The 21,015-nt window shown below is 61.8% G+C and carries 26 protein-coding genes; 8 read left to right on the forward strand and 18 right to left on the reverse strand.

Features of this window, described 5'->3' with window-relative positions; all coding sequences use genetic code 11:
• Positions 1 to 756: 756 nt before the first annotated feature.
• Positions 757 to 1,299 carry a hypothetical protein gene (locus NKI32_RS15400; protein WP_156940392.1) on the reverse strand — a complete coding sequence of 181 codons (543 nt, stop codon included), beginning with the start codon at positions 1,297 to 1,299 and terminating at the stop codon, positions 757 to 759.
• A gap of 188 nt (positions 1,300 to 1,487) precedes the next feature.
• Between NKI32_RS15400 and NKI32_RS15405 the strand changes: the two genes are divergently transcribed.
• Positions 1,488 to 1,886 (forward strand): helix-turn-helix domain-containing protein, encoded by a 399-nt coding sequence (locus tag NKI32_RS15405; protein WP_023723967.1) that lies wholly within the window; start codon positions 1,488 to 1,490, stop codon positions 1,884 to 1,886.
• Positions 1,887 to 2,040: 154 nt separating this feature from the next.
• Here NKI32_RS15405 and NKI32_RS15410 read toward each other — a convergent pair whose 3' ends face one another.
• Positions 2,041 to 3,102, reverse strand: coding sequence for a site-specific integrase (locus NKI32_RS15410; protein ID WP_353002947.1), 1,062 nt, complete (start codon positions 3,100 to 3,102; stop codon positions 2,041 to 2,043).
• A gap of 115 nt (positions 3,103 to 3,217) precedes the next feature.
• Between NKI32_RS15410 and dusA the strand changes: the two genes are divergently transcribed.
• Positions 3,218 to 4,213: a tRNA dihydrouridine(20/20a) synthase DusA gene (dusA, locus tag NKI32_RS15415; protein ID WP_352626177.1), complete on the forward strand. Its 996-nt coding sequence runs from the start codon at positions 3,218 to 3,220 to the stop codon at positions 4,211 to 4,213.
• 5 nt (positions 4,214 to 4,218) lie between these two features.
• Here dusA and NKI32_RS15420 read toward each other — a convergent pair whose 3' ends face one another.
• Positions 4,219 to 4,923, reverse strand: a complete 705-nt coding sequence (locus tag NKI32_RS15420) for a TIGR02281 family clan AA aspartic protease (protein ID WP_023752257.1) — start codon at positions 4,921 to 4,923, stop codon at positions 4,219 to 4,221.
• Between the two features lie 13 nt (positions 4,924 to 4,936).
• Complete coding sequence (locus NKI32_RS15425) at positions 4,937 to 5,170, reverse strand: DUF1289 domain-containing protein (RefSeq protein ID WP_023824914.1); 234 nt, start codon at positions 5,168 to 5,170, stop codon at positions 4,937 to 4,939.
• A gap of 188 nt (positions 5,171 to 5,358) precedes the next feature.
• Between NKI32_RS15425 and NKI32_RS15430 the strand changes: the two genes are divergently transcribed.
• Positions 5,359 to 6,357 carry a nicotinate-nucleotide--dimethylbenzimidazole phosphoribosyltransferase gene (locus tag NKI32_RS15430; protein WP_023710483.1) on the forward strand — a complete coding sequence of 333 codons (999 nt, stop codon included), beginning with the start codon at positions 5,359 to 5,361 and terminating at the stop codon, positions 6,355 to 6,357.
• 9 nt (positions 6,358 to 6,366) lie between these two features.
• Here the strand turns inward: NKI32_RS15430 and NKI32_RS15435 are convergent, their stop codons facing one another.
• Positions 6,367 to 7,890, reverse strand: coding sequence for a sensor histidine kinase (locus NKI32_RS15435; RefSeq protein WP_023741201.1), 1,524 nt, complete (start codon positions 7,888 to 7,890; stop codon positions 6,367 to 6,369).
• Positions 7,891 to 7,965: 75 nt separating this feature from the next.
• On the opposite strand from NKI32_RS15435, the gene NKI32_RS15440 reads away from it, so the two are divergent.
• The 4 genes from NKI32_RS15440 (at position 7,966) to NKI32_RS15455 (ending at position 10,492) form a co-directional block, all read left to right on the forward strand.
• Entirely contained in the window at positions 7,966 to 8,589 is a 624-nt protein-coding gene (locus NKI32_RS15440; protein WP_353002948.1) for a thermonuclease family protein, read from the forward strand.
• Between the two features lie 39 nt (positions 8,590 to 8,628).
• Positions 8,629 to 9,240 (forward strand): glutathione S-transferase, encoded by a 612-nt coding sequence (locus NKI32_RS15445; protein WP_353002949.1) that lies wholly within the window; start codon positions 8,629 to 8,631, stop codon positions 9,238 to 9,240.
• Entirely contained in the window at positions 9,240 to 9,857 is a 618-nt protein-coding gene (locus tag NKI32_RS15450) for a uracil-DNA glycosylase family protein (RefSeq protein WP_023688514.1), read from the forward strand. The genes NKI32_RS15445 and NKI32_RS15450 overlap by 1 nt, the downstream gene beginning before the upstream one ends.
• Before the next feature lie 143 nt (positions 9,858 to 10,000).
• Positions 10,001 to 10,492, forward strand: a complete 492-nt coding sequence (locus NKI32_RS15455; protein ID WP_023669013.1) for an Lrp/AsnC family transcriptional regulator — start codon at positions 10,001 to 10,003, stop codon at positions 10,490 to 10,492.
• A gap of 48 nt (positions 10,493 to 10,540) precedes the next feature.
• Here the strand turns inward: NKI32_RS15455 and NKI32_RS15460 are convergent, their stop codons facing one another.
• From NKI32_RS15460 to moaA, 13 genes are all read right to left on the reverse strand, one after another.
• Positions 10,541 to 11,110, reverse strand: a complete 570-nt coding sequence (locus NKI32_RS15460) for a DUF3299 domain-containing protein (protein WP_023690736.1) — start codon at positions 11,108 to 11,110, stop codon at positions 10,541 to 10,543.
• A gap of 46 nt (positions 11,111 to 11,156) precedes the next feature.
• Complete coding sequence (locus tag NKI32_RS15465) at positions 11,157 to 11,741, reverse strand: GNAT family N-acetyltransferase (protein ID WP_353002950.1); 585 nt, start codon at positions 11,739 to 11,741, stop codon at positions 11,157 to 11,159.
• The gene (locus tag NKI32_RS15470; RefSeq protein ID WP_023825551.1) at positions 11,701 to 12,405 is read right to left on the reverse strand and encodes a DNA alkylation repair protein; all 705 of its coding nucleotides are present in this window, start codon (positions 12,403 to 12,405) and stop codon (positions 11,701 to 11,703) included. Before NKI32_RS15470 ends, NKI32_RS15465 begins: the two co-directional genes overlap by 41 nt.
• Before the next feature lie 9 nt (positions 12,406 to 12,414).
• The gene (locus NKI32_RS15475) at positions 12,415 to 13,284 is read right to left on the reverse strand and encodes an NAD(P)-dependent oxidoreductase (RefSeq protein WP_023706848.1); all 870 of its coding nucleotides are present in this window, start codon (positions 13,282 to 13,284) and stop codon (positions 12,415 to 12,417) included.
• Between the two features lie 103 nt (positions 13,285 to 13,387).
• Positions 13,388 to 14,218 carry an ABC transporter permease gene (locus NKI32_RS15480; protein WP_023688511.1) on the reverse strand — a complete coding sequence of 277 codons (831 nt, stop codon included), beginning with the start codon at positions 14,216 to 14,218 and terminating at the stop codon, positions 13,388 to 13,390.
• Positions 14,215 to 14,931, reverse strand: a complete 717-nt coding sequence (locus NKI32_RS15485; RefSeq protein WP_023669007.1) for an ABC transporter permease — start codon at positions 14,929 to 14,931, stop codon at positions 14,215 to 14,217. The genes NKI32_RS15480 and NKI32_RS15485 overlap by 4 nt, the downstream gene beginning before the upstream one ends.
• A 75-nt stretch (positions 14,932 to 15,006) precedes the next feature.
• Positions 15,007 to 15,792, reverse strand: a complete 786-nt coding sequence (locus NKI32_RS15490) for an ABC transporter substrate-binding protein (protein ID WP_023688509.1) — start codon at positions 15,790 to 15,792, stop codon at positions 15,007 to 15,009.
• A gap of 319 nt (positions 15,793 to 16,111) precedes the next feature.
• Entirely contained in the window at positions 16,112 to 16,615 is a 504-nt protein-coding gene (gene mobB, locus NKI32_RS15495; RefSeq protein ID WP_023690740.1) for a molybdopterin-guanine dinucleotide biosynthesis protein B, read from the reverse strand.
• Positions 16,612 to 17,244, reverse strand: a complete 633-nt coding sequence (gene mobA, locus NKI32_RS15500; protein ID WP_353002951.1) for a molybdenum cofactor guanylyltransferase MobA — start codon at positions 17,242 to 17,244, stop codon at positions 16,612 to 16,614. The genes mobB and mobA overlap by 4 nt, the downstream gene beginning before the upstream one ends.
• A gap of 7 nt (positions 17,245 to 17,251) precedes the next feature.
• The gene (locus tag NKI32_RS15505) at positions 17,252 to 18,172 is read right to left on the reverse strand and encodes a DMT family transporter (RefSeq protein ID WP_352916683.1); all 921 of its coding nucleotides are present in this window, start codon (positions 18,170 to 18,172) and stop codon (positions 17,252 to 17,254) included.
• A gap of 227 nt (positions 18,173 to 18,399) precedes the next feature.
• Positions 18,400 to 18,756 carry a hypothetical protein gene (locus NKI32_RS15510; protein WP_023669002.1) on the reverse strand — a complete coding sequence of 119 codons (357 nt, stop codon included), beginning with the start codon at positions 18,754 to 18,756 and terminating at the stop codon, positions 18,400 to 18,402.
• A gap of 112 nt (positions 18,757 to 18,868) precedes the next feature.
• Entirely contained in the window at positions 18,869 to 19,354 is a 486-nt protein-coding gene (locus NKI32_RS15515; protein WP_353002952.1) for a hypothetical protein, read from the reverse strand.
• 52 nt (positions 19,355 to 19,406) lie between these two features.
• Positions 19,407 to 20,402: a GTP 3',8-cyclase MoaA gene (gene moaA, locus NKI32_RS15520; RefSeq protein ID WP_031193366.1), complete on the reverse strand. Its 996-nt coding sequence runs from the start codon at positions 20,400 to 20,402 to the stop codon at positions 19,407 to 19,409.
• A 200-nt stretch (positions 20,403 to 20,602) separates the two neighbouring features.
• Here moaA and NKI32_RS15525 point away from each other — a divergent pair, with 200 nt between their 5' ends.
• The gene (locus NKI32_RS15525) at positions 20,603 to 20,956 is read left to right on the forward strand and encodes a gamma-butyrobetaine hydroxylase family protein (RefSeq protein WP_353002953.1); all 354 of its coding nucleotides are present in this window, start codon (positions 20,603 to 20,605) and stop codon (positions 20,954 to 20,956) included.
• Positions 20,957 to 21,015: the final 59 nt, after the last annotated feature.

The raw sequence follows: 21,015 nt of genomic DNA on the forward strand, positions 1-21,015 counted from the left end.
GTTGGGTTTTTTTGTAAACTGAACTCGGATCAGCAGACGCCCTTCTTGCTTGCCGGTGACGGCGAAATTGGGTCCTTATCCGGTACTTGATTGGGGATCAACGCCGCAGGCCAGCGCCTTGACAATCCGAAGGTCGGGCCGGACGGCAAAGGCCCGTCGCCGCACAGGGCGGGGAGCATGCGAATCGAGGACGCGCTGCCTTGGTTGTCTCGCCAGCTGATGGCAGAGGTCGCCGAGGACGTCATCGATGAGGAGCCAGGCGTGTGACGCGCGTTCTCGGCGTCCCGCGCTTATCCGGCAGTCGCGTCGCCGTCAGCAGTGCTTCATAGGCGTCTTTTTGTCCGAGAAGACGGCAGTTGAAGACGGGGTGCCTTTTTTCGGACTGTCATTCCCTAGGTTTTGCGTCAGGAAGCCGGCAACATCAACACCCGCTACCTCAAGCCTACACCTGGCAGCCGCGACGACCGGCAGCGCAGTTCGTGTGGATCTGATCGAGCCGTGTGTTGATCAAGAGGAAAACAGGCGGGCCACCATTCGCCAAGCTGCGATATGGTTCGAAGCAATGTCCAGGGTTGGCAGAATTTCCAATCACTGTGTCAGAACTGATCTCGGCACGCGTAAGCGAGCCGGCCTTCGAATTTGGGCCGAGCATGACGGCTCACGCCGACAAGATTTTTCTCCCAAACGTAAACCACCGAGGGATCCGGCCACATAGATGAGGCCATCTCAAAATCGGGTCGGCAATGCGCAGGCGTCTTACCTAGCAAGTCGTTTTCCAACCCTGCCCTGCACGGTTTTGTCGATCCCATCGGCTATGGCAAACGCTGCCGCTATAATCACAAGCCACCTACCGACTAGATCTGGGGTGTTAACGTACGTTGTCACACCCCCAATAGTGCCTGCTGCGATCTCCAAAAGCCCTGCAATGAAGAGTCGGCGAACGTCACGTATCCAATATATGAACGCGCCTAATGCCAAGATTGCGATTGCAACGCCAATCCAGAAATAGATTGCTACGCCACGCATGTTGTAATTCATCACAGTTCGCAAGGCTGCAAACAACATGGATCCCGCGAGCCCAGCCAGTATTAGACCGCCGACCGAGCTTACGCCTGCAACCGCCAGCGCCGCAGCGGCCCCCAAGCCAGTCGGCGGCAAGTGCACTGTTCCGTTTTCGACGTAGGTACCGGGCGGGAGGCTGGTTTGTTCGATAGGCTTGCCGTTGCCGACGTCTCTAATATCCTTGAGCCCCTGCCTAATTAAGCCCCGCGTCTCCGGGTCGTGGAAAATCATTGACATGCTGGGCCTCCAGACGGCGGTTTCTTCTGAGCATTTTAGCATCTCTGCGGACAGAATGCCCGTCTGACAGGCGGGATTGAGCGATGCAACAATCGTTGTAGGGCCGATTGGCGGTTCGCCCACCTTGCGTTCACTTTCAGAACATTCTAGAATGGTATAATTTCCAACCGCAGAACGGATTGACCTCGATGGCTAACGCAAAAACCTCTCAGATTGAAATTGTCGGACCCAAGAAGAAACTCATTATAAAACCGCCCAAGCATATCCGAGCAAGGCAATTCCTTGTTGATCTGGACGACGTCCTAGGCAACATAGGTTTGGAAGAGTGCACTATCTCAATTCAGAAGGGCAAGAAGCATTTCAAGGGCCGCACCAAAAACGGCAAGGCTATAAATGTTATCCTTCGCGACGGAGGCTCTGGCTTTCAAGAGCAGACGGTCTCTTTCTGTGACGTGCTTTCGGTGAAAGACCGCAGGATCGAGGCAAAGAGGTTGAGGAAGGAGGGAATGAGACAGAGGGTAATAGCAGAGCGCCTCGGTGTCTCGCAGAAGACGATCTCGAACGATCTTTATCACGGCACCGACTAATAGGGCCGCAAGCTGCGCGTCCTGTCGTTCTGCCGTCAACGTTTGCGATAGTAGGCAGATGGACCACGTCTCAAACTGCGACATCATGGGAATGCACTTTCTTACCCGCTCGAGATTGCGGTCTTTGCTGATCAACCAACCTCACTTGTGCCAACTACGCTGCCCTCGCTGCTCGGATAGTGTGAAGCATTTCCGGCTTGAGATGCGTGTACCGCCGCAACATCTTCCAATCCTTGTGACCCGTGACCAGAGCTACCTGTTCGATCGTGAATCCAGCTTCGAAGAGGCGACTTGTTGCTTCATGCCGCAAGTCGTGAAAGTGAAGGTCGTGGATGCTCAGGTCAGTGCATCCCCGACGGAAGGCGGTGCCGACTGACCTATGATTGAATGGGAAAATTCGATCATCGTCATTGCTGCGCTTTGCCCGCTGCTCCTCAACAATGGCCCACGCATCGTATCCGGTTGCAGCGAATAGGGGTATGCGCTGATCGTTGCCGTTCTTGTTCCGAGGGTCTTTCCGGTCACGGATGAGAAGCATCCGCGTGCGAGATTCCAAGTCGGACCAACGCACCTTACAGATTTCCTCCTGGCGCATCGCGGTTGCGACGGCGAAGCGTATGATCTGGCTAACCGGTGCAATTAGACGAGGGTTTGCATCGAAGTGAGCGATGAGCCTGTCGAGTTCATCCTGCGTCGGCCGCCTGTCGCGCTGGTGGCCTTTCCCAACGAGGCCAAGCCTCTTTAGGGCGATACGCGCGAGATCAACCGGTTCGACGCTGACAGGCAGGCCGTGAACTGCAGCGGCATGAGCCAGAATGAGTTTTACAAAGCCGATGTCGATACCAAGTGTCATCGGTCCGGCACCTTGGGCGGCTCTATCACGACCAAATCGAATGAGCCGTTCGCGATCGAGAGCCGCGATGTTGCACTTCCCCAGATGTCTTTGGAGCATATCGAGGGCTGCGGCCTTGGAGCGGCGAGGGGACTTGCCTACATCGCACATGTCGTCGATATGAAGCTCGATGAGTTCGCCGAAGGTTTTCAGGCGCGCTATACGGGACTTGGTCGGCGTCTCACCGCGATCGACTTGGCGCTCGGTTTCGGTCGCCCAGCGCCGTGCGTCGTCTCGGCGCAGGAAGGTCTCGCTGACGTAGCGACCTTTGCGACGGACTTGGACGCGCCAGGAACCGGACGAGAGCTTTGTGTAGGTGGCCATTTTTTCGTGTGCGCTCCGTGTGCACTGAGAGATCGAAATGTGGCGAAAAGGGTCGTATTCTGGCGTAAATTCGTGTGCACTCGACAGGTTCTAATGATTTGATGTTAAAGAAAAAATGCTGAAAAATCAAGATCATAGAGTTGCCGTGGCACCCATGATGGACTGGACCGACCGGCATTGCCGGTTCTTCCACCGCCAGTTGACGCGGCGTGCGCTGCTCTACACCGAAATGGTGGTGGCGGACGCCGTGATCCATGGCGCGCGCGAGCGGCTGCTTGGTTTTGACGAGATCGAACATCCGGTGGCGCTGCAACTCGGTGGCTCCGATCCGCAAAAGCTGGCCGAGGCGGTGCGCATCGGCGAGGGCTTCGGTTACGACGAAATCAATCTCAATGTCGGCTGTCCGTCCGACCGCGTCCAGTCCGGCACGTTCGGCGCCTGCCTGATGAAAGTGCCTGACCTGGTCGCCGATTGTGTGGAGGCGATGAAGGCGGCGGTGACAATCCCGGTGACGGTCAAATGCCGCATCGGCGTCGACGAGCAGGATCCGGAGCCCGCGCTCGACGCGCTGGCCGACGGCGTTTTCGCGGCCGGCGCCGACGCGCTGTGGGTGCATGCGCGCAAGGCCTGGCTGGAGGGTCTGAGCCCGAAGGAAAATCGCGACATCCCGCCGCTCGACTATGACAGGGTCTATCGCCTCAAGGCGGGAAAATCAAACAAATTCATCGGCATCAATGGCGGCGTTCAATCGCTCGAAGAGGCGGCTCGCCACCTCGATCATGTCGATGGCGCCATGCTTGGCCGCGCCGCCTATCACACGCCAGGCATCCTGGCCGGCGTCGACGCGGCATTCTACGGCGGCAAGGCCGGGGCCTACGATTTTGCCGCGCTGATCGACGCGATGGCCGACTATGCGGCGCAGCATATCGAGCAGGGCGGGCGGCTCGGCCACGTCACTCGCCACATGGTCGGGCTGTTCCACGGCCTGCCCGGCGCGCGCCGCTTCCGGCAGATACTATCTACCGACGCGACGAAACCCGGCGCCGGACCGGATGTGCTGAAGGCTGCGTTCGCTGCCGTCGATTTCGACCGTGTTGAAAAGGCCGCTTAAGCAGTTCAGTCGCGCAGAATCATCCGGTCGCCGCGCACGTCGAAACCCGACAGGGAACCGATGAAGTTCATGCCGAGCAGGCTCTGGCTGAGCGCGCCGGGCGCGGCGACCATCACCTGCATGTTCTTGCGCACGATGCCGCCGATCGCCAGTTCGTCGGTGCGCACCGAAGCGGCGCGTGCCATGCCATTGGCGGTCGAGACCGGGACGGTGAAGCTCAGCGCTGCCGGATTGAAGCCGGCCGCCTGCGCGTCTTCGGCGGTGAGCACTGTACTGGTCGCGCCGGTATCGACGACGGTGCGGATCGGCGCGCCGTTGATCGTGATGCGGGCCTCGAAATGGCCGCTGCCGGCCTTGTCCAGGGTCACGGTGGCATGGCCGTCCTCGACGCCGAGCGCCAGCGGGCTGCCGGGAACGAGGCCCGCCGTCACCCGGCTGGCGAAATCCTGCAACTCGTAGCGGTACTGGTAGCCGGCGACGAGCGCCAGCACGATCAGGGCCCACGTGCCGAGATTGCGGGCCATGACGCCGAGCGGCCTGCCGGACCGGACAAGGCCGGCGCTGACGAGCAAGCCGATCGCCCCCAGCCAGACCAGACGGCTGAAATCGTAATTCTCGATGCCGAACGTGCTGCCGGCGTCGTTGTTGATCATCAGCAGCACCAGCCCGAGGCCGATTGCCGCCATCACGATCCAGAACAGTCGGTTCATTGGACCTGCCGCCTCAAGAGAGGACGTCGCGCTCGCGCGCCATGCGGCTGCGGCGTGTTTCCCGGCGCGGCCGGCGCTCGACCGTTTCCAATCGGGCCGGCAACTCGGCCATGACGCTGCGGCGTACCTCCGGCGTCATCCCCATCCAGGCGCCGATTTCATCGCGCGTGCGGCCACAGCCGAAGCAGAAGCCGGTTTTCATGTCGATCGAACAGACCAGGATGCACGGGGATTCGATGGCCGTCATGACTTTCTCTTGAAGGTTCCGTCCGGAATCCCTCGTTCCATCCCCACATGGTGCAACGGCAAAGCCAATGCAAGCCCTTCGGAATGCGGCGCGGGCAACCGCTTTCGCGCCAATGTCGAGGGGAGGTTGTGCCAGCCGGGCAAGGCGGTTATGCCGCTGATCAACCACAAGGGATGATCAGGACCGACATGACCAGCGCGCTGCCCTTCGACGACTTTCGCAATCTGCTGGCGAGCCTGCCGCCTGCCGATACAGTCGCGGAAAACAGGGTGCGCACCCTATTTTCCAAGGCCGACAAGCCGAAAGCCTCGCTTGGCCGCATCGAGGACATCGCCGCCTGGCTTGCTGCCTGGAGCGGGCGCGCCCCGCCGGCGGTGAACCGGCCCCTGGTGGCGATCTTCGCCGGCAACCATGGCGTGACCCGCCACGGCATCTCGCCGCGCCCTGTCGCTGCGACCGCAAACGCCGTTGAGCTGTGCGCCGCCGGCGGTGCGGCAATCAACCAGATTTGCGTCGCCAACAATCTTGGCCTCAAGGTGTTCGATCTGGCGCTGCACATTGCGACCGCCGACATCACCGAGGACGCCGCCCTCGACGAACGCGGCTGCGCCGCCACCATGGCCTTCGGCATGGAAGCCATCGCCGGTGGCGCCGATCTGATTTGCCTTGGCGATCTCGGCGTCGGCAACTCCACCGTTGCGGCGGCCTTGTGCGCCGTCCTGTTCGGTGGCAGCGGCGCCGACTGGGTCGGCCCCGCCTCGGGCGCGGACGCGGCCATGCAGGCGCGCAAGGCTGATGTAGTCGATAAAGCCGTCGCCTTCCATGGTGCGGCTCTGAAGGACCCGTTGGAAGCACTGCGCCGGGTCGGTGGCCGCGAATTTGCGGCCATTGCCGGCGCCATCCTCGCCGCCCGGATGCAAAAAATCCCGGTGCTGCTCGACGGCTTCGCCGCGACCGCTGCCGCTGCCGTGCTGCATGCCGCCAACCCGGGTGCGCTCGACCATTGCCTGCTGGCCAGCCAGTCGCCCGAACCCGGCCAAAGGCTTGCCGCCGAGCGGCTCGGCCTCAGGCCGCTGTTCGATCTCGGCATCAGCCACGGCGAAGGGGTAGGGGCCGCCCTTGCCGCCGGTCTGGTCAAGGCGGCGGCGCTTACCAGTTCGGGCATGGCGGCGGCGGTCAAAGCCTAGAACAAGCTGTCAACGTCGGCGGGCCGCCGCCACGGTCTTGGTTGGCAGCGCCGGCAGTTCCTCCATCACTCGGGCGAGCGGGAAAATGGCGATTGCCTCGGTGCCTTCGCGCAATTTCGACTGAAGTTCGAATTCGCCGCCATGCATGGCGAGCAGGCCCTGCACGATCGGCAGTCCGAGCCCGGTGCCCTGTTCGGCGCTCTTGATGGCGATCGAGCCCTGGCCGAAGGCGGACAGCACGATCGGGATTTCGTCTTCCGGTATGCCCGGCCCGTTATCCTTGACCGAAATGTACTGGCCGCCGCCCGCCGTCCAGCCGACGCGCACGCGAACTTCGCCGCCGGTGGCGGTGAATTTGATGGCGTTGGACAGGAGGTTGAGCGTTATCTGCCGCACCGCGCGCTCGTCGGCGAACAGCCGCGGCAGGGCACTTTCGAAATCCTGGACAATGCGGATGTCCTTGTTGCGCGCCTTCAATTCCATCATGTGGCAGCAATCTTCGGCGATGTTGAGCAGCATCACCGGCTCTTCGTTGAGCTGATAGCGGCCGGCCTCGATGCGCGACAGATCAAGGATTTCATTGATCAGGTCGAGCAGATGCTGGCCGGAATCGTGCACGTCGCGGGCGTAGTCGCGATAGGTGGGGTTGCTCATCGGCCCGAGCACCTCATTGGCCATCACCTCGGAAAACCCGAGAATGGCGTTGAGGGGTGTCCTCAGCTCATGGCTCATAGAAGCAAGGAAGCGCGACTTCGCCAGATTGGCGTCTTCGGCCCGCCGACGAGCTTCGTCCGACATTGATTTCGCTGTCTCCACCTCGGCGAGCAGCGCGTCCTTTTCGGAGCGGAAGGACAGAAGTATCAGCGACGAGCGGTTGAGATGGCGCGCGATATAGGCAAAGAACGGCAATGCCGCGACCAGCAGGGCGACCATGATCGTCCCGACCGGCACCCAAAATTTCGTTTCAGCATAGGCATAGACCGCCACCGGAACGACGAAGGTGGCAAGCAGAGAGCCGCGCAAGGACGACGCCATGATAGCGGTCGCCGCCATGGCCAGCAGCAGCACCACCGCCTTGGCGGCCTGGAACTGGTCGATCTGGCAGGTGGCGCAGCCGAGCCATGCGAACCACGCCCAGCCGAGGCCGCACAGCGAATGTCCGATCAGAAAATCCCTGCGGGTGTGAACAGGATTGAGCTCGGCGGCTTCGGTGCGCTCGACGCGGCGCGCCATGAAGGCGACGATCGAATAGCAGATCAGGGTGAACAGCGCCCAGACGCTGATCTGTTTGTCCACACCGGCCAGCAGCCCGGCCGCCGCGACCGCCAACACCAGCAGTGGGATGACGGCTGCGCCGCGCACCATGGTCCCGGCATGCAGCTTCAGCAGTTCACGGTCGAAGTCGAGATTGCCAACCTGCTGCGAAAGACGGTCGCGCGTCTTGCGCACCGCGCGCGCCACATCGCTGTTGCGGTGCGGTTTCCGGCGGTCCACAATGAATTTATCCGCTGTGTTCGAGCGTAGCAGAGGCATGGAAACTTCGATTTATGCGCGCAGCGATCTCAATTCGTTAAGCTACGTTCGAATGATTAAGAGACTGTTTGCCATATGAGCCGTTCGTGGTCGCCAAGGCCGCGCCGGCGATACTATCCGCCGCCGCCGCGAAGCCTGTGGCGCAAGCTGCTGGATTACGCGCTGACGGTCATTCTGCTCGGCCTGCTGATCCTGCTCGCCGCACGCCTCGACCGTTTCGAGACGCGCAAGGCGGAAGGGGTGGCGATCGTCAACGATGGCGATTCACTCACTCTTGGCACCGAACGTATCCGCATGCGCGGCATCGACGCTCCGGAATACCAGCAGATCTGCCGTAGGGATGGCGCAGACTACGCCTGCGGCAGGCTGGCGCGCCAGGCGCTGGTGCGGCTGATATCAGGAAATCCGGTGACCTGCAGCGGCTGGCAGCGCGACCGCTACGGCCGCCTGCTCGGCGATTGCAAGGCCGGCGGCAAGGATCTCAACCGGGCCCAGGTTGAGGCCGGCTGGGCCATTGCCTATGGCGATTTCGACACCGAGCAGGCCATTGCCCGCGCCGGCAAGGTTGGCATCTGGGCCGGCACGTTCGATGAGCCGCAAGACTGGCGCGAAAGCCACCACGGCGGCCCGCTCGAAAGAAAGCACGGCACCCTGGCTTCGGTCGGTGACGCCTTGGGAGAGATGTTTCGCTTCTGGTGACGAGCACTATAGTTGAAGGACCAGATCGGGAGGATAAGCATGAAACTGTTCGACGGCGGCCGCGCCCCCAACCCGCGGCGAGTACGGGTTTTCCTCGCCGAAAAGGGCATCGCAGTGCCGCTGGTGCCGGTCGATATGAGTGCGATGGGGCACAAACAGGAGCCGGTCAGGTCGCGCAACCCGCTGCAGCGGCTGCCGGTGCTGGAGCTCGACGACGGCATCATCCTCACCGAATCCGTCGCCATCTGCCGCTATTTCGAGGAACTGCATCCCGAACCGGCGCTGTTCGGGCAAGGCGCGCTCGGCAAGGCCAAGGTCGAGATGTGGCAAAGGCGCATGGAGTTCAATCTGCTCAGCTGCGTCGCCCAGGCTTTTCGCCACATCCATCCGGCGATGAAGGAATGGGAAATTCCGCAGATCCCCGAATGGGGCGAGGCCAACAAGGCGAAAGCGGTTGAATTCCTGAACCTGCTCGAGCCCGAACTGGCAAACCGCGAATTCGCCGCCGGTGACGCCTATTCGATCGCCGATATCACCGGCATGATCGCCATGGATTTCATGAAACCGGCGCGCATCAAAGTGCCGGACGAGTGCACGAACGTGCTGCGCTGGTACAGTGCCGTCTCCAGTCGCCCGAGCGCTTCCGCCTGATGGAGGCGGAACTCGAACGCCTGACGGCAAAGGTCCGCGCCTGCCGCATCTGCGTCGACACTCCGGTCGGCAGGCCACTGCCGCACGAGCCGCGCCCGGTGCTGCTGCCATCATCCAGCGCCCGCATCCTGCTCGCCGGCCAGGCGCCAGGCACAAAGGTGCATTCGTCCGGCATGCCGTTCACCGACCCGTCCGGCGACCGGCTGCGAAGCTGGCTGGGCGTAACCAGCGAGGAATTCTACGACACGGATAAATTCGCCATCGTGCCGATGGGGTTCTGCTTCCCCGGCCAGGACGCAAAGGGCGGCGACCTGCCGCCGCGCCGAGAATGCGCGCTGGCCTGGCGCGCGCCGCTGATGGCGCTGATGCCGCAGATCGACCTCGTTTTGACAATCGGCTCCTACGCGCAATCCTGGCATATGGGCGCCACGCGCCGGCCGTCGCTGACCGAAACCGTGAAGGACTGGCGCACCATCTGGGATGCGCCGGCCAGCCTGAAAGTGCTGCCGCTGCCACACCCGTCGTGGCGCAACTCAGGATGGCTGAAGCAGAATCCATGGTTTGAAATGGATTTGCTGCCGTTTCTGAGATCGGAAATCCGCTATCGCATAGATTAGACTTTAAGCAAGATATCACTCGCTTTTGTGCCATCCGGCAGAATTTCTTTCTTGTGAAAGGTCGAAATAAGAGGGAGTATAGCCAATCTATTCCCAAAGCGCGTCGCGCCCGAGGGAACGCGGCCTGCACCAGGAGCACCTTAATGGATCGCCTCGACAGAAAAATTCTCCGCCTCCTGCAGGAGGACGCGACGCTCGCGGTTGCCGATGTCGCCAAGAAAGTCGGCCTGTCGACGACGCCGTGCTGGCGCCGCATCCAGAAGCTGGAGGAAGAGGGAGTCATCAAGCGGCGGGTCGCCATCCTCGACCACGAAAAGGTCAATGTGCGCGTCACCGTCTTCGTGTCGATCCGCACCAATTCGCACAGCCATGAATGGCTGCGGCGTTTCTCGGAAGTCATCCAGGAATTTCCCGAAGTTGTCGAATTCTACCGCATGAGCGGCGACGTCGACTATCTCCTGCGCGTCGTGGTGCCCGATATCGCCGCATATGACGCCTTCTACAAGCGGCTGATCGCCAAGATCGAGATCCGCGACGTGTCGTCGTCCTTCGCCATGGAGCAGATCAAGTACACGACCGAAATGCCGCTCGACTACATGCTGCTGGACAAGGAATCCGGCGCCAACGCGGCCTGAGCGCGGTTGTCCGTGACTGGGCGGTGACGCTGCACAAGCAGGCGGCGCTTAGTTTTTCTTTTTGTTGAGGAAACTCCAGGGCGAGTTGACCGGCAGCGTGATCGTGTCCGGCACCGTGTCGACTGCCACCACATCGGCTTTGCGTACGGTGTAGCCGGACTGGATGATGCTGACGCCGTCGAGAATGAACAACTGGCTCTTCTCCAAGCCGGGCCGCAAGGCGCCGGTTACGGCAACCGACTCATAGGCCTGCGACATCTTGTAGGGACGGGCCGGCGTCACCAGCACGATCTGGTTGGGCGGCGGCGTCGGCATGTGGCTGCAAGCGCCTGTCCACGGCACCAGCAGGAACTGGTAGACGAGATCGCCATCACGGTCGACCGGCAATGCATAGCCGGCTAATTGTACCGTCTTGTCCTGCAGGTTGAGCGACAATGTCTCGCCACGATCGGGCAGTTTTGCCGCAATCATCGGCAGGCCGGCATCTTCGGCCACCGCCTGCGTCGCAGGACGCAGATCTTTCCAGAAGATGTGCGCGGTTTGGCCTGAGGCGTTGGTAGCGGTGAACACCAACAACGCGGCTGCAAGCGCCAAGGTCGATTTGAGAGGACTGCTCATCGGCCGCTTCCTTTGTGCAGGAGTAAAGACGCCGCGGCCGATCGCGTCAACGCTCGAGCCGCATCACATGTCTGCGAGAGCCGGCCAGGCCGACCTCATGGAACCCGCGAGCGATGAACACGCCGCGAAACCCCATGAAACGGTAGCTCGGCGATGCCTCGTCGACCGGGTAGGCCTCGATCACGCCGGCGCCCTTGGCAAAGGCGTGATCTATGGCAGCGTCAAGCAGCGCTGCCACCAGCCCGCCGCCGCGCAGCGCCCTTGGCACATAGAAGCAGACGATCGACCAGATGCCGGTCTCGTCATCGTCCTGTTGCGACGTCAGCTTCCGACAGGTCTGGCGCGGCGCGACCGAGCACCAGCCGACGGTCTTGCCGTCAATCTGGGCCAAGATTCCCACCGGCGTACCGGCCTCGACAAGCGCCATCATGGCCCGTTTCAACTCGGCGTGCTGGACATGCTCGCGGCGGCCGGGCAGGGGCCGCCAGGCCATGCACCAGCAATACTTCGAACCGCCTTGCGCTTCGAAGAGGCCTTCGAAATCGGCGCGCGTCTGCCGCGTCACCTCGGTGAACCGGACGTTGGCTAGGTCAGCCTTTTCTGGCGGCGATCCGCTCGACGATCTTGGCATTGGTGAGTTCCCGTACGGCGTCCTTGCCAATCCAGCGCGCCGTCTTGTCGGCCGACTGGGCCAGTCGTTCGGCCACGGCAAGGGCAGCGCCGTGCATCTCCAACGATCGCTTGCCGATCGAACGAAGCGCCCAGTTTGCCGCCTTCTTCACGAAATTGCGGCTGTCGGCGGCATGCGCTTCGATGATCGGCAGGAAGCCGAGGAAAGTCGCCACCGGCTCCTGCTTCCGGTGCACGACGGACCACGCCATCATGGCGAAGGCCGTGCGTCGAACGAACTCGCGCTCGTCCGCCGCGAACTCTTCAATCAGCTCCTTCCAGGCGTCCGTGTCGACGAAGAGATCGGAGACGCCGTCGACGATGTCCCAGGAATCGAAGGACGCGGCCCATTGTCGTGCATCCGCGGCTGAGAAGCGCTTCGGGTCGGCCGTGACGGAAGCGATGAACTGCGCCTCCATGATGCCGGTCTGCCAAAGCTCGAAAGCACGCTCGTGGTTGCGCTTGATCTTTTTGGCGATCTGCCGCTGCATGCCATGCGAGATGCCGAGCGCGCGCTCGATCTTGATGCCGTAGCGCAGCATACCGCGGCGATTGTCCTCCAAGCCGATCGAGCGCAAATGGGCGACGATCTCATCGGCGCTCGATTGGGGCGAAAGCTCGGCCATTGCGAACGCCTACTTCTCCAGTCGCGCAAGCAGGGACGACGTATCCCAGCGCTTGCCGCCCATCGCTTGCACATCCTTGTAGAACTGGTCGACAAGGGCGGTCACCGGCAGTCGCGCGCCATTGCGGTCGGCTTCATCGAGGCAGATGCCGAGATCCTTGCGCATCCAGTCGACGGCAAAGCCGAAATCGTATTTGCCGGCATTCATCGTCTTGTGTCGGTTCTCCATCTGCCAGGACCCGGCAGCGCCCTTGGAAATCACCTCGATGACCTTCTCGATGTCGAGCCCGGCCTTCTTGCCGAAGTGGATGCCTTCGGCCAGTCCCTGAACCAGCCCGGCAATGGTGATCTGATTGATCATCTTCGTGAGCTGGCCGGCGCCCGACGGACCCATCAGCCCGACCATGCGGGCAAAGGCGTCGATGACCGGCCTGGCTTTGTCGAAGGCAGCCTGCTCGCCGCCGACCATCACCGTCAGCACGCCGTTCTCGGCGCCCGCCTGGCCGCCGGAAACCGGCGCGTCGAGGAAGGAAAAGCCAGCCTTTTCAGCGGCGTCGGCCAGTTCGCGCGCGACTTCGGCCGAAGCGGTGGTGTTGTCGATGAAGACGGAGCCTTTTTTCATCGCGGCGAAGGCGCCATGGGCCCCGGTCGTCACCGAGCGCAGATCGTCGTCATTGCCGACGCAGGAGAAGACGAAATCCTGGCCCTCTGCGGCGTCCGCCGGCGTCAAAGCAAGCTTGCCGCCATGCTGGGCCACCCATTGTTCCGCCTTCGCCGCGGTGCGGTTGTAGACGGTGACGTCGTGGCCGCCTTTGTTCCTGAGGTGCCCGGCCATGGGATAGCCCATCACGCCAAGACCGAGAAATGCCACAGATGCCATGGGTTTGCCCTTCAGACGGAACGGAATTGTCTTGGACAGCTCTAGGCTCTACGCGCCATTCGTCAAGACGCGCATGAGCCGATCGACTGGTACAGCCGAACGCTCAGCGGATCAGATGAATGGTGATCCGCCGCTCGATCCATTCGACGCCGTGGCGCAGGATCTCGACCATCACCAGATAGACGATGGCGACCCAGACATAGGCCTGGAAGTCGAAGGACTTGGCGTAGGCCAGCTTCGCGTTGCCCATCAAATCATAGACGGTGATGATGGCAACGATGGCGGAGGCCTTGATCATCAGGACGAGTTCGTTGCCATAGGGCCGGAGCGCGACGATAAACGCCTGCGGCAGGATGACCTTGCGCAGCGTCTGCAATTTGTGCAGGCCGAGCGAAGCAGCGCCCTCCCATTGGCCCCTCGGAACACTTTCTATGGCGCCGCGCAGGATTTCGGCCTGGTAGGCGGCGGTGTTGAGCGCGAAGGCGAACACACCGCAATTGAAGGCGTCGCGGAAGAACCACCACAGTCCGACGGATTCGAGTTGCACCCGGAATGAGCCCAGGCCGTAATAGACGAGATAGACCTGGACCAGCAGCGGCGTGCCGCGGAAGAAATAGACATAGCAATAAGCCAGGACGGACAAATAGCGGTTCTTCGACATGCGGGCATAGGTGACAGGCAGCGAAAAGAGCGCACCGAGCACCATCGAGATGGCCACCAGCGCAAGCGTGGTTCCCAAGCCCTGCAGATAGGCAGGCGCGTATCTGGCGAAGAATTCGCCATTCCAGGCGTAAACCAGATAGACGGCGATGCCGATGCCGAACAGGATCCAGAAGCCGACCAGCGCGTAGCCGACGATACGGGCCCGCGGCCAGCCTCGCGCCCGTGGTGGTGGCTTCTCGATGTCGACGGCGGCGCGCGTCACGACGCTCATCGTGCCTCCCTCCTCCCGAGCGAACGCAGGATGAAGCCGGTGGCGATCGACGACAGGATGGCAAGGATAAGGAACACCATCGCCGCGACGCTGTAGAACAGGAAGGAATGTTTGGTGACACGGGCCGCCACGCCGGCGTTGCGCAAGGTTTCAGCCAGGTTGACGACCGACACCAGGGCCGTGTCCTTGAGCAGGCTCAGCCAGCAATTCTCAAGGCCGGGGAAGGCGATGCGCAGCAGCTGCGGCAGGATCACCTTGCGCATCGTCTGCCATTTCGACAGCCCGATCGCATAGCCGCCCTCATACTGGCCCTTCGGAATGGCGCGAAAGGCCGACAGGAAGACTTCGCTGGAATACGACGAAAAGATCAGCGACAGCACGATCATGCCGGCGAGGAAGCTGTCGACATCGACCGTCGCTTCCGGCCTGAACAGACGGATGACATACTGCAAGAGGATCGGCATGCCGAAGAAGAACAGGAAAAGCGTCACTAGTTCCGGCAGTCCGCGAAACACCGTGGTGTAGATGTTGGCAGCCACGCGAAGCGACGGCTCTTCGGATTGTTTTGCCCAGGCGACGAAAAAGCCGATCGTCAGGCCGATCGGCAGTGTCGCCAGCGCGAGCGCAATGGTGACCAGTGCGCCATAGGCAATATCGTCAATCCAGCCATCGGGTCCCCAAGTGAGAAGTATCCATATGTTCTGGCTTGGCATTGACGGGTCTTGTCTCCACTTCTGTCAGGCCAAGGCGGCAGCAGGAAACTTCCCCTGCCGCCTTGTTTCAGACGATCAGGACTCGGCGCCGAAGACGTCGAACTTGAAGTACTTGTCGTTGATTTCCTTGTACTTTCCGTTGGCGCGGATTGCGTCGATGGCGCTGTTCAACTTGTTGACCAGATCCGTCTCGCCCTTGCGCACGGCGATGCCGGCGCCCGGTCCAAAGATATCGACCGGCTGCGGCGAAGGCTGGCCGAGAATCTTGCAGCAGGCGCCATCAGGCGAATCCAGGAACTGTTGCAACACGACGATATCGTCCTCGATCGCGTCGAGACGGCCATTGGCGAGATCGGCCTGCTCTTCGGGGCTGCTCGGATAGCCCTTGACCGTGCTGTCCGTATAGGTTTTCGAGGCATAATTGAAATGCGTCGTGGTGGTTGCGACGCCGATGGTCTTGCCGGCCAGGTCTTCCTTGGTCACGCCCTTGAGGGTCGAATCCTTGGGTACCGCGATCGCCGACGGCGTGTTGTAGTATTTGTGGGTGAAGTCGACCTTCTCGGCGCGCTCCGGTGTGATCGACATCGAGGCGACGATGGCGTCGAACTTGCCGGCCTGCAGGGCCGGAATGATGCCGTCCCAATCCTGGGCGACGAATGTGCACTTGACCTTCATCTCGTCGCAGAGCGCCTTGGCGATGTCGATGTCGAAGCCCACGAGCTGGCCGTCGGAGGTCAGGTTGTTGAATGGGGGGTACGCGCCTTCGGTGCCGATTCTCAGGGTCGTTTCCTGAGCCTGGGCGACGCCGAGCGTCAGCAGCGCAGCCGATGCGGCGAGCGCGATACGCAGTGCAATACGCATGATAGTCCTCTCTTTATGGCTCCCGGCCGTCGTTCCGGAACGGCTCTGTGGGGCGGTGCTTTTGACCGCCCGCTGGCGCGATACTCCCACTGTTTTCGGGAGAAAAGCAACTGTAAAACCGTTGCTTGCGGGATTTGCGGGTCCAGCCAATGCCGACGCCGGGTTAATGCATGTCGCCCAAAAGTGCGCAGCGGTTTTGGGACGACGACATGCATAAATAAAACAACCTGAAGCGCGTCGCATGAGGCCGTTCAGGCGCGACGCGCTTAGACAATGCAACGGCTGAAGAGGGCGGCTGACCCGGGCGAGGGCAGGGGCCTCAAGGTTTGAGGCCGGTCATGCGCTCGATGAAGTCGGCTATCCCTCCCGTGTCGTCGAGATCGAACACAGGCAGGCTTTCGCCGGTAACCGCGAAGTCGGCGGCAATCGCCACGATATGTCCGTCGTTCGCCGACAGCGGCGAGCGGTCCTTGGCCTCCCGCCGCCGGGTCTCGATCTTTTTGTGCGCCTCGCGCTTGTAGCCTTCGACCAGCACGATGTCGCACGGGGCCAACCGCGACAGGACCGTCTCCAGCGTCGGCTCGTCCTCACCGCGCAGTTCATGCATCAGCGCCCAGCGTTTGCCCGACACCACCGCGACTTCGGTGGCGCCCGCCTGGCGGTGACGAAAGCTGTCGGCGCCAGGCTTGTCGATGTCGAACTCATGATGGGCGTGTTTGACCGTCGACACTGTCCAGCCGCGCCGGACGAGCTCTGTGACCAGCTTCTCGGTCAGTGTGGTCTTGCCGGAATTCTTCCAGCCGGTGATGCCGAAGATGTTCATGGGCCGATGCTCTGCAACAGACGCTCGGCCACCGCAAGGTCGTGCGGTGTGTTGATGTTGAAGAACGGGTCGATCTCGTCACTGCCGTGGGTCAGCAACGGAAATTCCACTTCGACACAGTCGTGCCGCTCGATGAAGGCGGAGACGCGCCTGTTGTCCTCGTCGATCAGGAAATGCCGCAAGGCCTCACGCAGCCCGAGCGGCCACAGCGCGAAGGTCGGATGCCGCCTGCCGCCGGAACTGGCAACCGCCATCGAGCCCGGCCGACTGGTCGCGGCAGCGGCCAGCTTTGCCACCAGATCCACCGGCAGAAACGGCGTGTCGCCGGGGGCCGTCGCCAATGCCGTGCAAGCGGTGTTCGCTGCCGCCCATTCGAGGCCGGTGAGGATTCCGGCAAGCGGTCCGGCATAGCCTTCCACCGCATCGGCGAGAACCGGAAGACCGGCCGCCTCGAAGCGCGCCGGGTCACCATTGGCGCTGAGCGCCAGCGATCCGACCTGCGGCGACAGGCGGGCAACGACATGGTCGAGAAGCGGACGCCCGCCAAGCGCCAGTAAAGTCTTGTCGCCGCCGCCCATGCGCAGTGACAGGCCTCCGGCCAGGATAATTCCTGCAATGTCTTGGCTCATGGCCAAGCTATATGCCGTCCGGCGCCATGTCGGGTCCAGCGCTTTCGGCTGCGGGTTTTTGCCGGCCGGCGACCCGCTCGCGATAGAGCGCGTAGAGGCCGGAGCCGATGATGATGGCGGAGCCGAAGATCATCGGCAGGTCGGGGACATCGCCGAAGATGATGAGGCCAAGCAGCATCGACCAAAAGAGGGCGGTGTAGCGGAATGGCGCAATGAAGGAGATGTCGCCAGACCGCATTGCCATGATGATGAACTGGTAGCCGATCAGCACCAGCACCGCCGCCAATGCCAAAAGTGCCGTGCCTTTGCCGGACATTGGCGTCCAGCCGCCCATCGGCGACAGCAGCACGGCGCCAACGATGGTCATGGCGATTGCCGTTGCCGTCGACACCAGCAAGGTCGGGATAGCCCTCGGGATGCGCTTGGTGGCGAGGTCACGTACTGCGCAACAGGCGACGCTGACGAGTGCGTACAGCGAATAGACGCTGAAGCCTTCGAAGCCTGGCCGCACGATGATCAGAACGCCGCCGAAGCCGACCGCGATCGCCAGCCAGCGCCGCCAGCCGACCGCTTCGTTGAATACGAGTGCCGCCCCCATCGTCACCGCCAGCGGCAGCGCCTGCAGCACCGCCGAGACATTGGCGATCGGCAGATGCGCTAATGCCACAAGGAAGGCGACGGTGGCGCCGGCCTCGGCGACCACGCGAAGCGCCACCAGCGGCTGCAGCATCGACCTCGGTCGCGCGAGCGCGCCTTGCTGCCAGGCGAGCAGGCCGACGAGCAGCGACGCAAAGGCGCCGCGCACCAGCATGACCTGCGCCATGTTCATCGATTCCGACGAGAACTTGGTGATGGCGTCGTTGAGGGTGAAGCCGATCATGGCCACCATCATGCACAGCGCGCCGCGAATGTTTGGGGAAAGAGGCAAGGGCGTTACCGGTTTTGCAAGAGCAATTCCAGGAAAAGTGTGAAACGGTTTTCCGTCCGGAATTGCGTGAAAACAAAGAATAAAGCGGTTCGACGTTTCGGCGAAACGGTGAACCGCTCAAGCCTGTAGCAGCCGGCGGCAAGACAGCAACGTCAAAGAAATAGGCCACGGATTTTCACCCGTGGCCCACAAAATCGCTAAGAGGGCTGGCCGGATGACCAGCAGGCTCATTTCGGGGTCAGCACCTCGGTGCCGCTGCCGTTCTTGCCGGCGATGGTCCACAGGCCGTGCAGCGAGCCGTCATCCTCTACCTTGTAGACGACGAGACCGATTTCCTTGCCCATGACATAGCCGGCGGAGAAGGCATCGTCGTTGCGCATGCAGATGCCGTCCGACGATGATCCGCCCGTCTCCCAATGGATGGTGCAGGTGGTCTCGCTGGTCAGCGTGATGGTGGCTTCGCCGCCATATTTCGAGCCGTCGAAATTGGTGCCCGCAACGGTGTAGCTGCCACCGATGGACTGTGCTGCTGCCGGCGCGGCGGCAAACCCAAGCATTGCAAGAGAAAGTAAGAATGTGCGCATGTCGTATTCCCCCAAACCGAGCGACGAGCCGCTATAGGCCGAAATTTAGGGCGGAACGCGATGGCGGTAAATCGGGTTTGCAGCGTCGAGAGCGATTTATTCCCAGTGTTGCTCAGCCCCCATGCAGGCTGTCGCCGATAGCGCCGACCAGTGGGTCGTACTTGGCCTTGAGCGAGGCGGGATATTCGATCCAGACTGTATGGATTGCATCCTCTTTTTCGAAGACGATTCGGGTATAGAAGATCTTGTCGCCTTTGGTGCTTGAGACCACTGCCCAGTTCTTACCGGTTTTGCTGTAAGTGACCTTTTCCCCAGAGTCAGGGTCGGCTTTTTCCTTTTCAACCAGACTGTCGGGCGTATCTTCCGTCAGCTTGTATCCGCCGTAACAGGACAAGCTCGCACCATCGGGGCTAAGCCATTTTCGACCGTCGCCATTGAGGGACTCAGGCATCGGCTTGCTGAAAATCTGGCTCGGGAACGTGCACACCGTGCCATAGCGCGCATTGATGTAGGTGAACGGCTTTGCGAGCGCCACTGTGGTCGCCAATGATAGGGCCACGACCAGCGCTGACAGCCCGGTTTGGCAAACACGCTGCATGGAAATCCCCCTCGCTTCCAACGGAAGCATTCTGCACCAATCGCGGAGAAAATCAGCCGCCGGTGACGCTCATATGTCTCGACACCGACGGGCGGCTGGTGCGGCGGTCGATGATGAAATCATGGCCTTTCGGCTTGCGGCCGATCGCTTCGTCGATGGCAGCAGCGACCAGCTCGTTGCCTTCTGAGGCACGCAACGGCGCGCGCAGGTCGGCGGCATCCTCCTGACCCAGGCACATATAGAGCGTGCCGGTGCACGTCAGCCGCACGCGGTTGCAGCTTTCGCAGAAATTATGCGTCATCGGCGTGATGAAGCCCAGCCTGCCGCCGGTCTCTGCGACATGGACGTAGCGGGCCGGACCGCCGGTCTTGTAGGGGATGTCGCTCAGCGTGAACTGGCGCTCGAGCGAAGCGCGCAGCAGCGATAGCGGCAGATACTGGTCGGTCCGGTCGGCGTCGATCTCGCCCATCGGCATGGTTTCGATGACGGTCAAGTCCATGCCGCGGCCATGCGCCCAGCGCATCATCTCCGGCAGCTCGACGTCGTTGAAGTCCTTCAGCGCAACGGCGTTGAGCTTCACCTTCAGCCCCGCCGCCTGCGCGGCATCGATGCCTTGCATGACCTTGCCGAGATGGCCCCAGCGGGTGATGGCATGGAACTTGTCGGCATCGAGCGTATCCAGCGAGACATTGATGCGCTCGACACCGCAATCGGCAAGCTCGGCGGCAAAGCGCGACAGCTGCGAGCCATTGGTGGTCAGCGTCAACTCTTCCAGCGCGCCGCTCTTCAGGTGCCGCGACAGCTGGCGCACCAGATGCATGATGTTCTTGCGCACCAGCGGCTCGCCGCCGGTGAGGCGCAGTTTGCGCACGCCCTTTTCGATGAAGACGGTGCAGAGCCGGTCGAGTTCCTCGAGCGACAGCAGGTCCTTCTTGGGCAGGAACGCCATGTCCTCGGCCATGCAATAGGTGCAGCGGAAATCGCAGCGGTCGGTGACCGACACGCGCAAGTAGCTGATCGTGCGACCGAAGGGATCGATCATGTCCATGCGTTCAAGCGTTTCCAATGCTGCGAGTGGTGCCGTTATATACGGCTATGTGATACGATCCAACCCGCCATTCAAGATAGCCGCTCTCGATCTTTGGTGACATTCCCTGGCCGACATCCGATGTCGGCCGGGTCCAAATGGCCTTTTCCGCTCGCGCGAAGCAGCGTAGGGAAGGGCGGATTGATGCGGGATGCAGAACAATGACGGCGCCGAAGGAACTCAGGGTCTCGAAGGACAGAAAACTGCTGTCCGTCACCTTTCCCGATCATCGCCCGTTCGAACTGCCGGCCGAATTGCTGCGCGTCGCTTCACCCTCGGCCGAGGTGCAGGGCCATTCGCCGGACCAGCGGGTGACGGTTCCCGGCAAGCGTAACGTTGCTATCCTGAAGATCGAGCCGGTCGGCAACTACGCCGTGCGCATCACCTTCGACGATTTTCACGACACCGGCATCTTCACCTGGAATTACCTGCACACGCTTGGCCACGAAAAGGACGCGCGCTGGAATGCCTATGTCGCCGAGCTCCAGGAGAAGGGACTGAGCCGCGACCGCTAGTTCGGCACTGTCGGCAAAACGTCATTGACTGGGGGTGACGCTGGCAACGGTTCGGAGAC

The sequence above is a fragment of the Mesorhizobium sp. M0761 genome (assembly GCF_040320205.1).
Classification (GTDB): Bacteria; Pseudomonadota; Alphaproteobacteria; order Rhizobiales; family Rhizobiaceae; genus Mesorhizobium.

Coding starts and splice junctions, on each gene's coding strand:
- NKI32_RS15445 (WP_353002949.1), top strand. CDS start 8,629: ATGAAACTGTTCGACGGCGGCCGCGCCCCCAACCCGCGGCGAGTACGG.
- moaA (WP_031193366.1), bottom strand. CDS start 20,402: ATGGACATGATCGATCCCTTCGGTCGCACGATCAGCTACTTGCGCGTG.
- NKI32_RS15460 (WP_023690736.1), bottom strand. CDS start 11,110: ATGAGCAGTCCTCTCAAATCGACCTTGGCGCTTGCAGCCGCGTTGTTG.
- NKI32_RS15440 (WP_353002948.1), top strand. CDS start 7,966: ATGAGCCGTTCGTGGTCGCCAAGGCCGCGCCGGCGATACTATCCGCCG.
- NKI32_RS15400 (WP_156940392.1), bottom strand. CDS start 1,299: ATGTCAATGATTTTCCACGACCCGGAGACGCGGGGCTTAATTAGGCAG.
- NKI32_RS15420 (WP_023752257.1), bottom strand. CDS start 4,923: ATGAACCGACTGTTCTGGATCGTGATGGCGGCAATCGGCCTCGGGCTG.
- NKI32_RS15515 (WP_353002952.1), bottom strand. CDS start 19,354: ATGCAGCGTGTTTGCCAAACCGGGCTGTCAGCGCTGGTCGTGGCCCTA.
- dusA (WP_352626177.1), top strand. CDS start 3,218: ATGCTGAAAAATCAAGATCATAGAGTTGCCGTGGCACCCATGATGGAC.
- NKI32_RS15465 (WP_353002950.1), bottom strand. CDS start 11,741: ATGCCAAGATCGTCGAGCGGATCGCCGCCAGAAAAGGCTGACCTAGCC.
- NKI32_RS15435 (WP_023741201.1), bottom strand. CDS start 7,890: ATGCCTCTGCTACGCTCGAACACAGCGGATAAATTCATTGTGGACCGC.
- NKI32_RS15475 (WP_023706848.1), bottom strand. CDS start 13,284: ATGGCATCTGTGGCATTTCTCGGTCTTGGCGTGATGGGCTATCCCATG.
- NKI32_RS15405 (WP_023723967.1), top strand. CDS start 1,488: ATGGCTAACGCAAAAACCTCTCAGATTGAAATTGTCGGACCCAAGAAG.
- NKI32_RS15480 (WP_023688511.1), bottom strand. CDS start 14,218: ATGAGCGTCGTGACGCGCGCCGCCGTCGACATCGAGAAGCCACCACCA.
- mobA (WP_353002951.1), bottom strand. CDS start 17,244: ATGAGCCAAGACATTGCAGGAATTATCCTGGCCGGAGGCCTGTCACTG.
- NKI32_RS15430 (WP_023710483.1), top strand. CDS start 5,359: ATGACCAGCGCGCTGCCCTTCGACGACTTTCGCAATCTGCTGGCGAGC.
- NKI32_RS15470 (WP_023825551.1), bottom strand. CDS start 12,405: ATGGCCGAGCTTTCGCCCCAATCGAGCGCCGATGAGATCGTCGCCCAT.
- mobB (WP_023690740.1), bottom strand. CDS start 16,615: ATGAACATCTTCGGCATCACCGGCTGGAAGAATTCCGGCAAGACCACA.
- NKI32_RS15490 (WP_023688509.1), bottom strand. CDS start 15,792: ATGCGTATTGCACTGCGTATCGCGCTCGCCGCATCGGCTGCGCTGCTG.
- NKI32_RS15525 (WP_353002953.1), top strand. CDS start 20,603: ATGACGGCGCCGAAGGAACTCAGGGTCTCGAAGGACAGAAAACTGCTG.
- NKI32_RS15455 (WP_023669013.1), top strand. CDS start 10,001: ATGGATCGCCTCGACAGAAAAATTCTCCGCCTCCTGCAGGAGGACGCG.
- NKI32_RS15485 (WP_023669007.1), bottom strand. CDS start 14,931: ATGCCAAGCCAGAACATATGGATACTTCTCACTTGGGGACCCGATGGC.
- NKI32_RS15510 (WP_023669002.1), bottom strand. CDS start 18,756: ATGCGCACATTCTTACTTTCTCTTGCAATGCTTGGGTTTGCCGCCGCG.
- NKI32_RS15425 (WP_023824914.1), bottom strand. CDS start 5,170: ATGACGGCCATCGAATCCCCGTGCATCCTGGTCTGTTCGATCGACATG.
- NKI32_RS15450 (WP_023688514.1), top strand. CDS start 9,240: ATGGAGGCGGAACTCGAACGCCTGACGGCAAAGGTCCGCGCCTGCCGC.
- NKI32_RS15410 (WP_353002947.1), bottom strand. CDS start 3,102: ATGGCCACCTACACAAAGCTCTCGTCCGGTTCCTGGCGCGTCCAAGTC.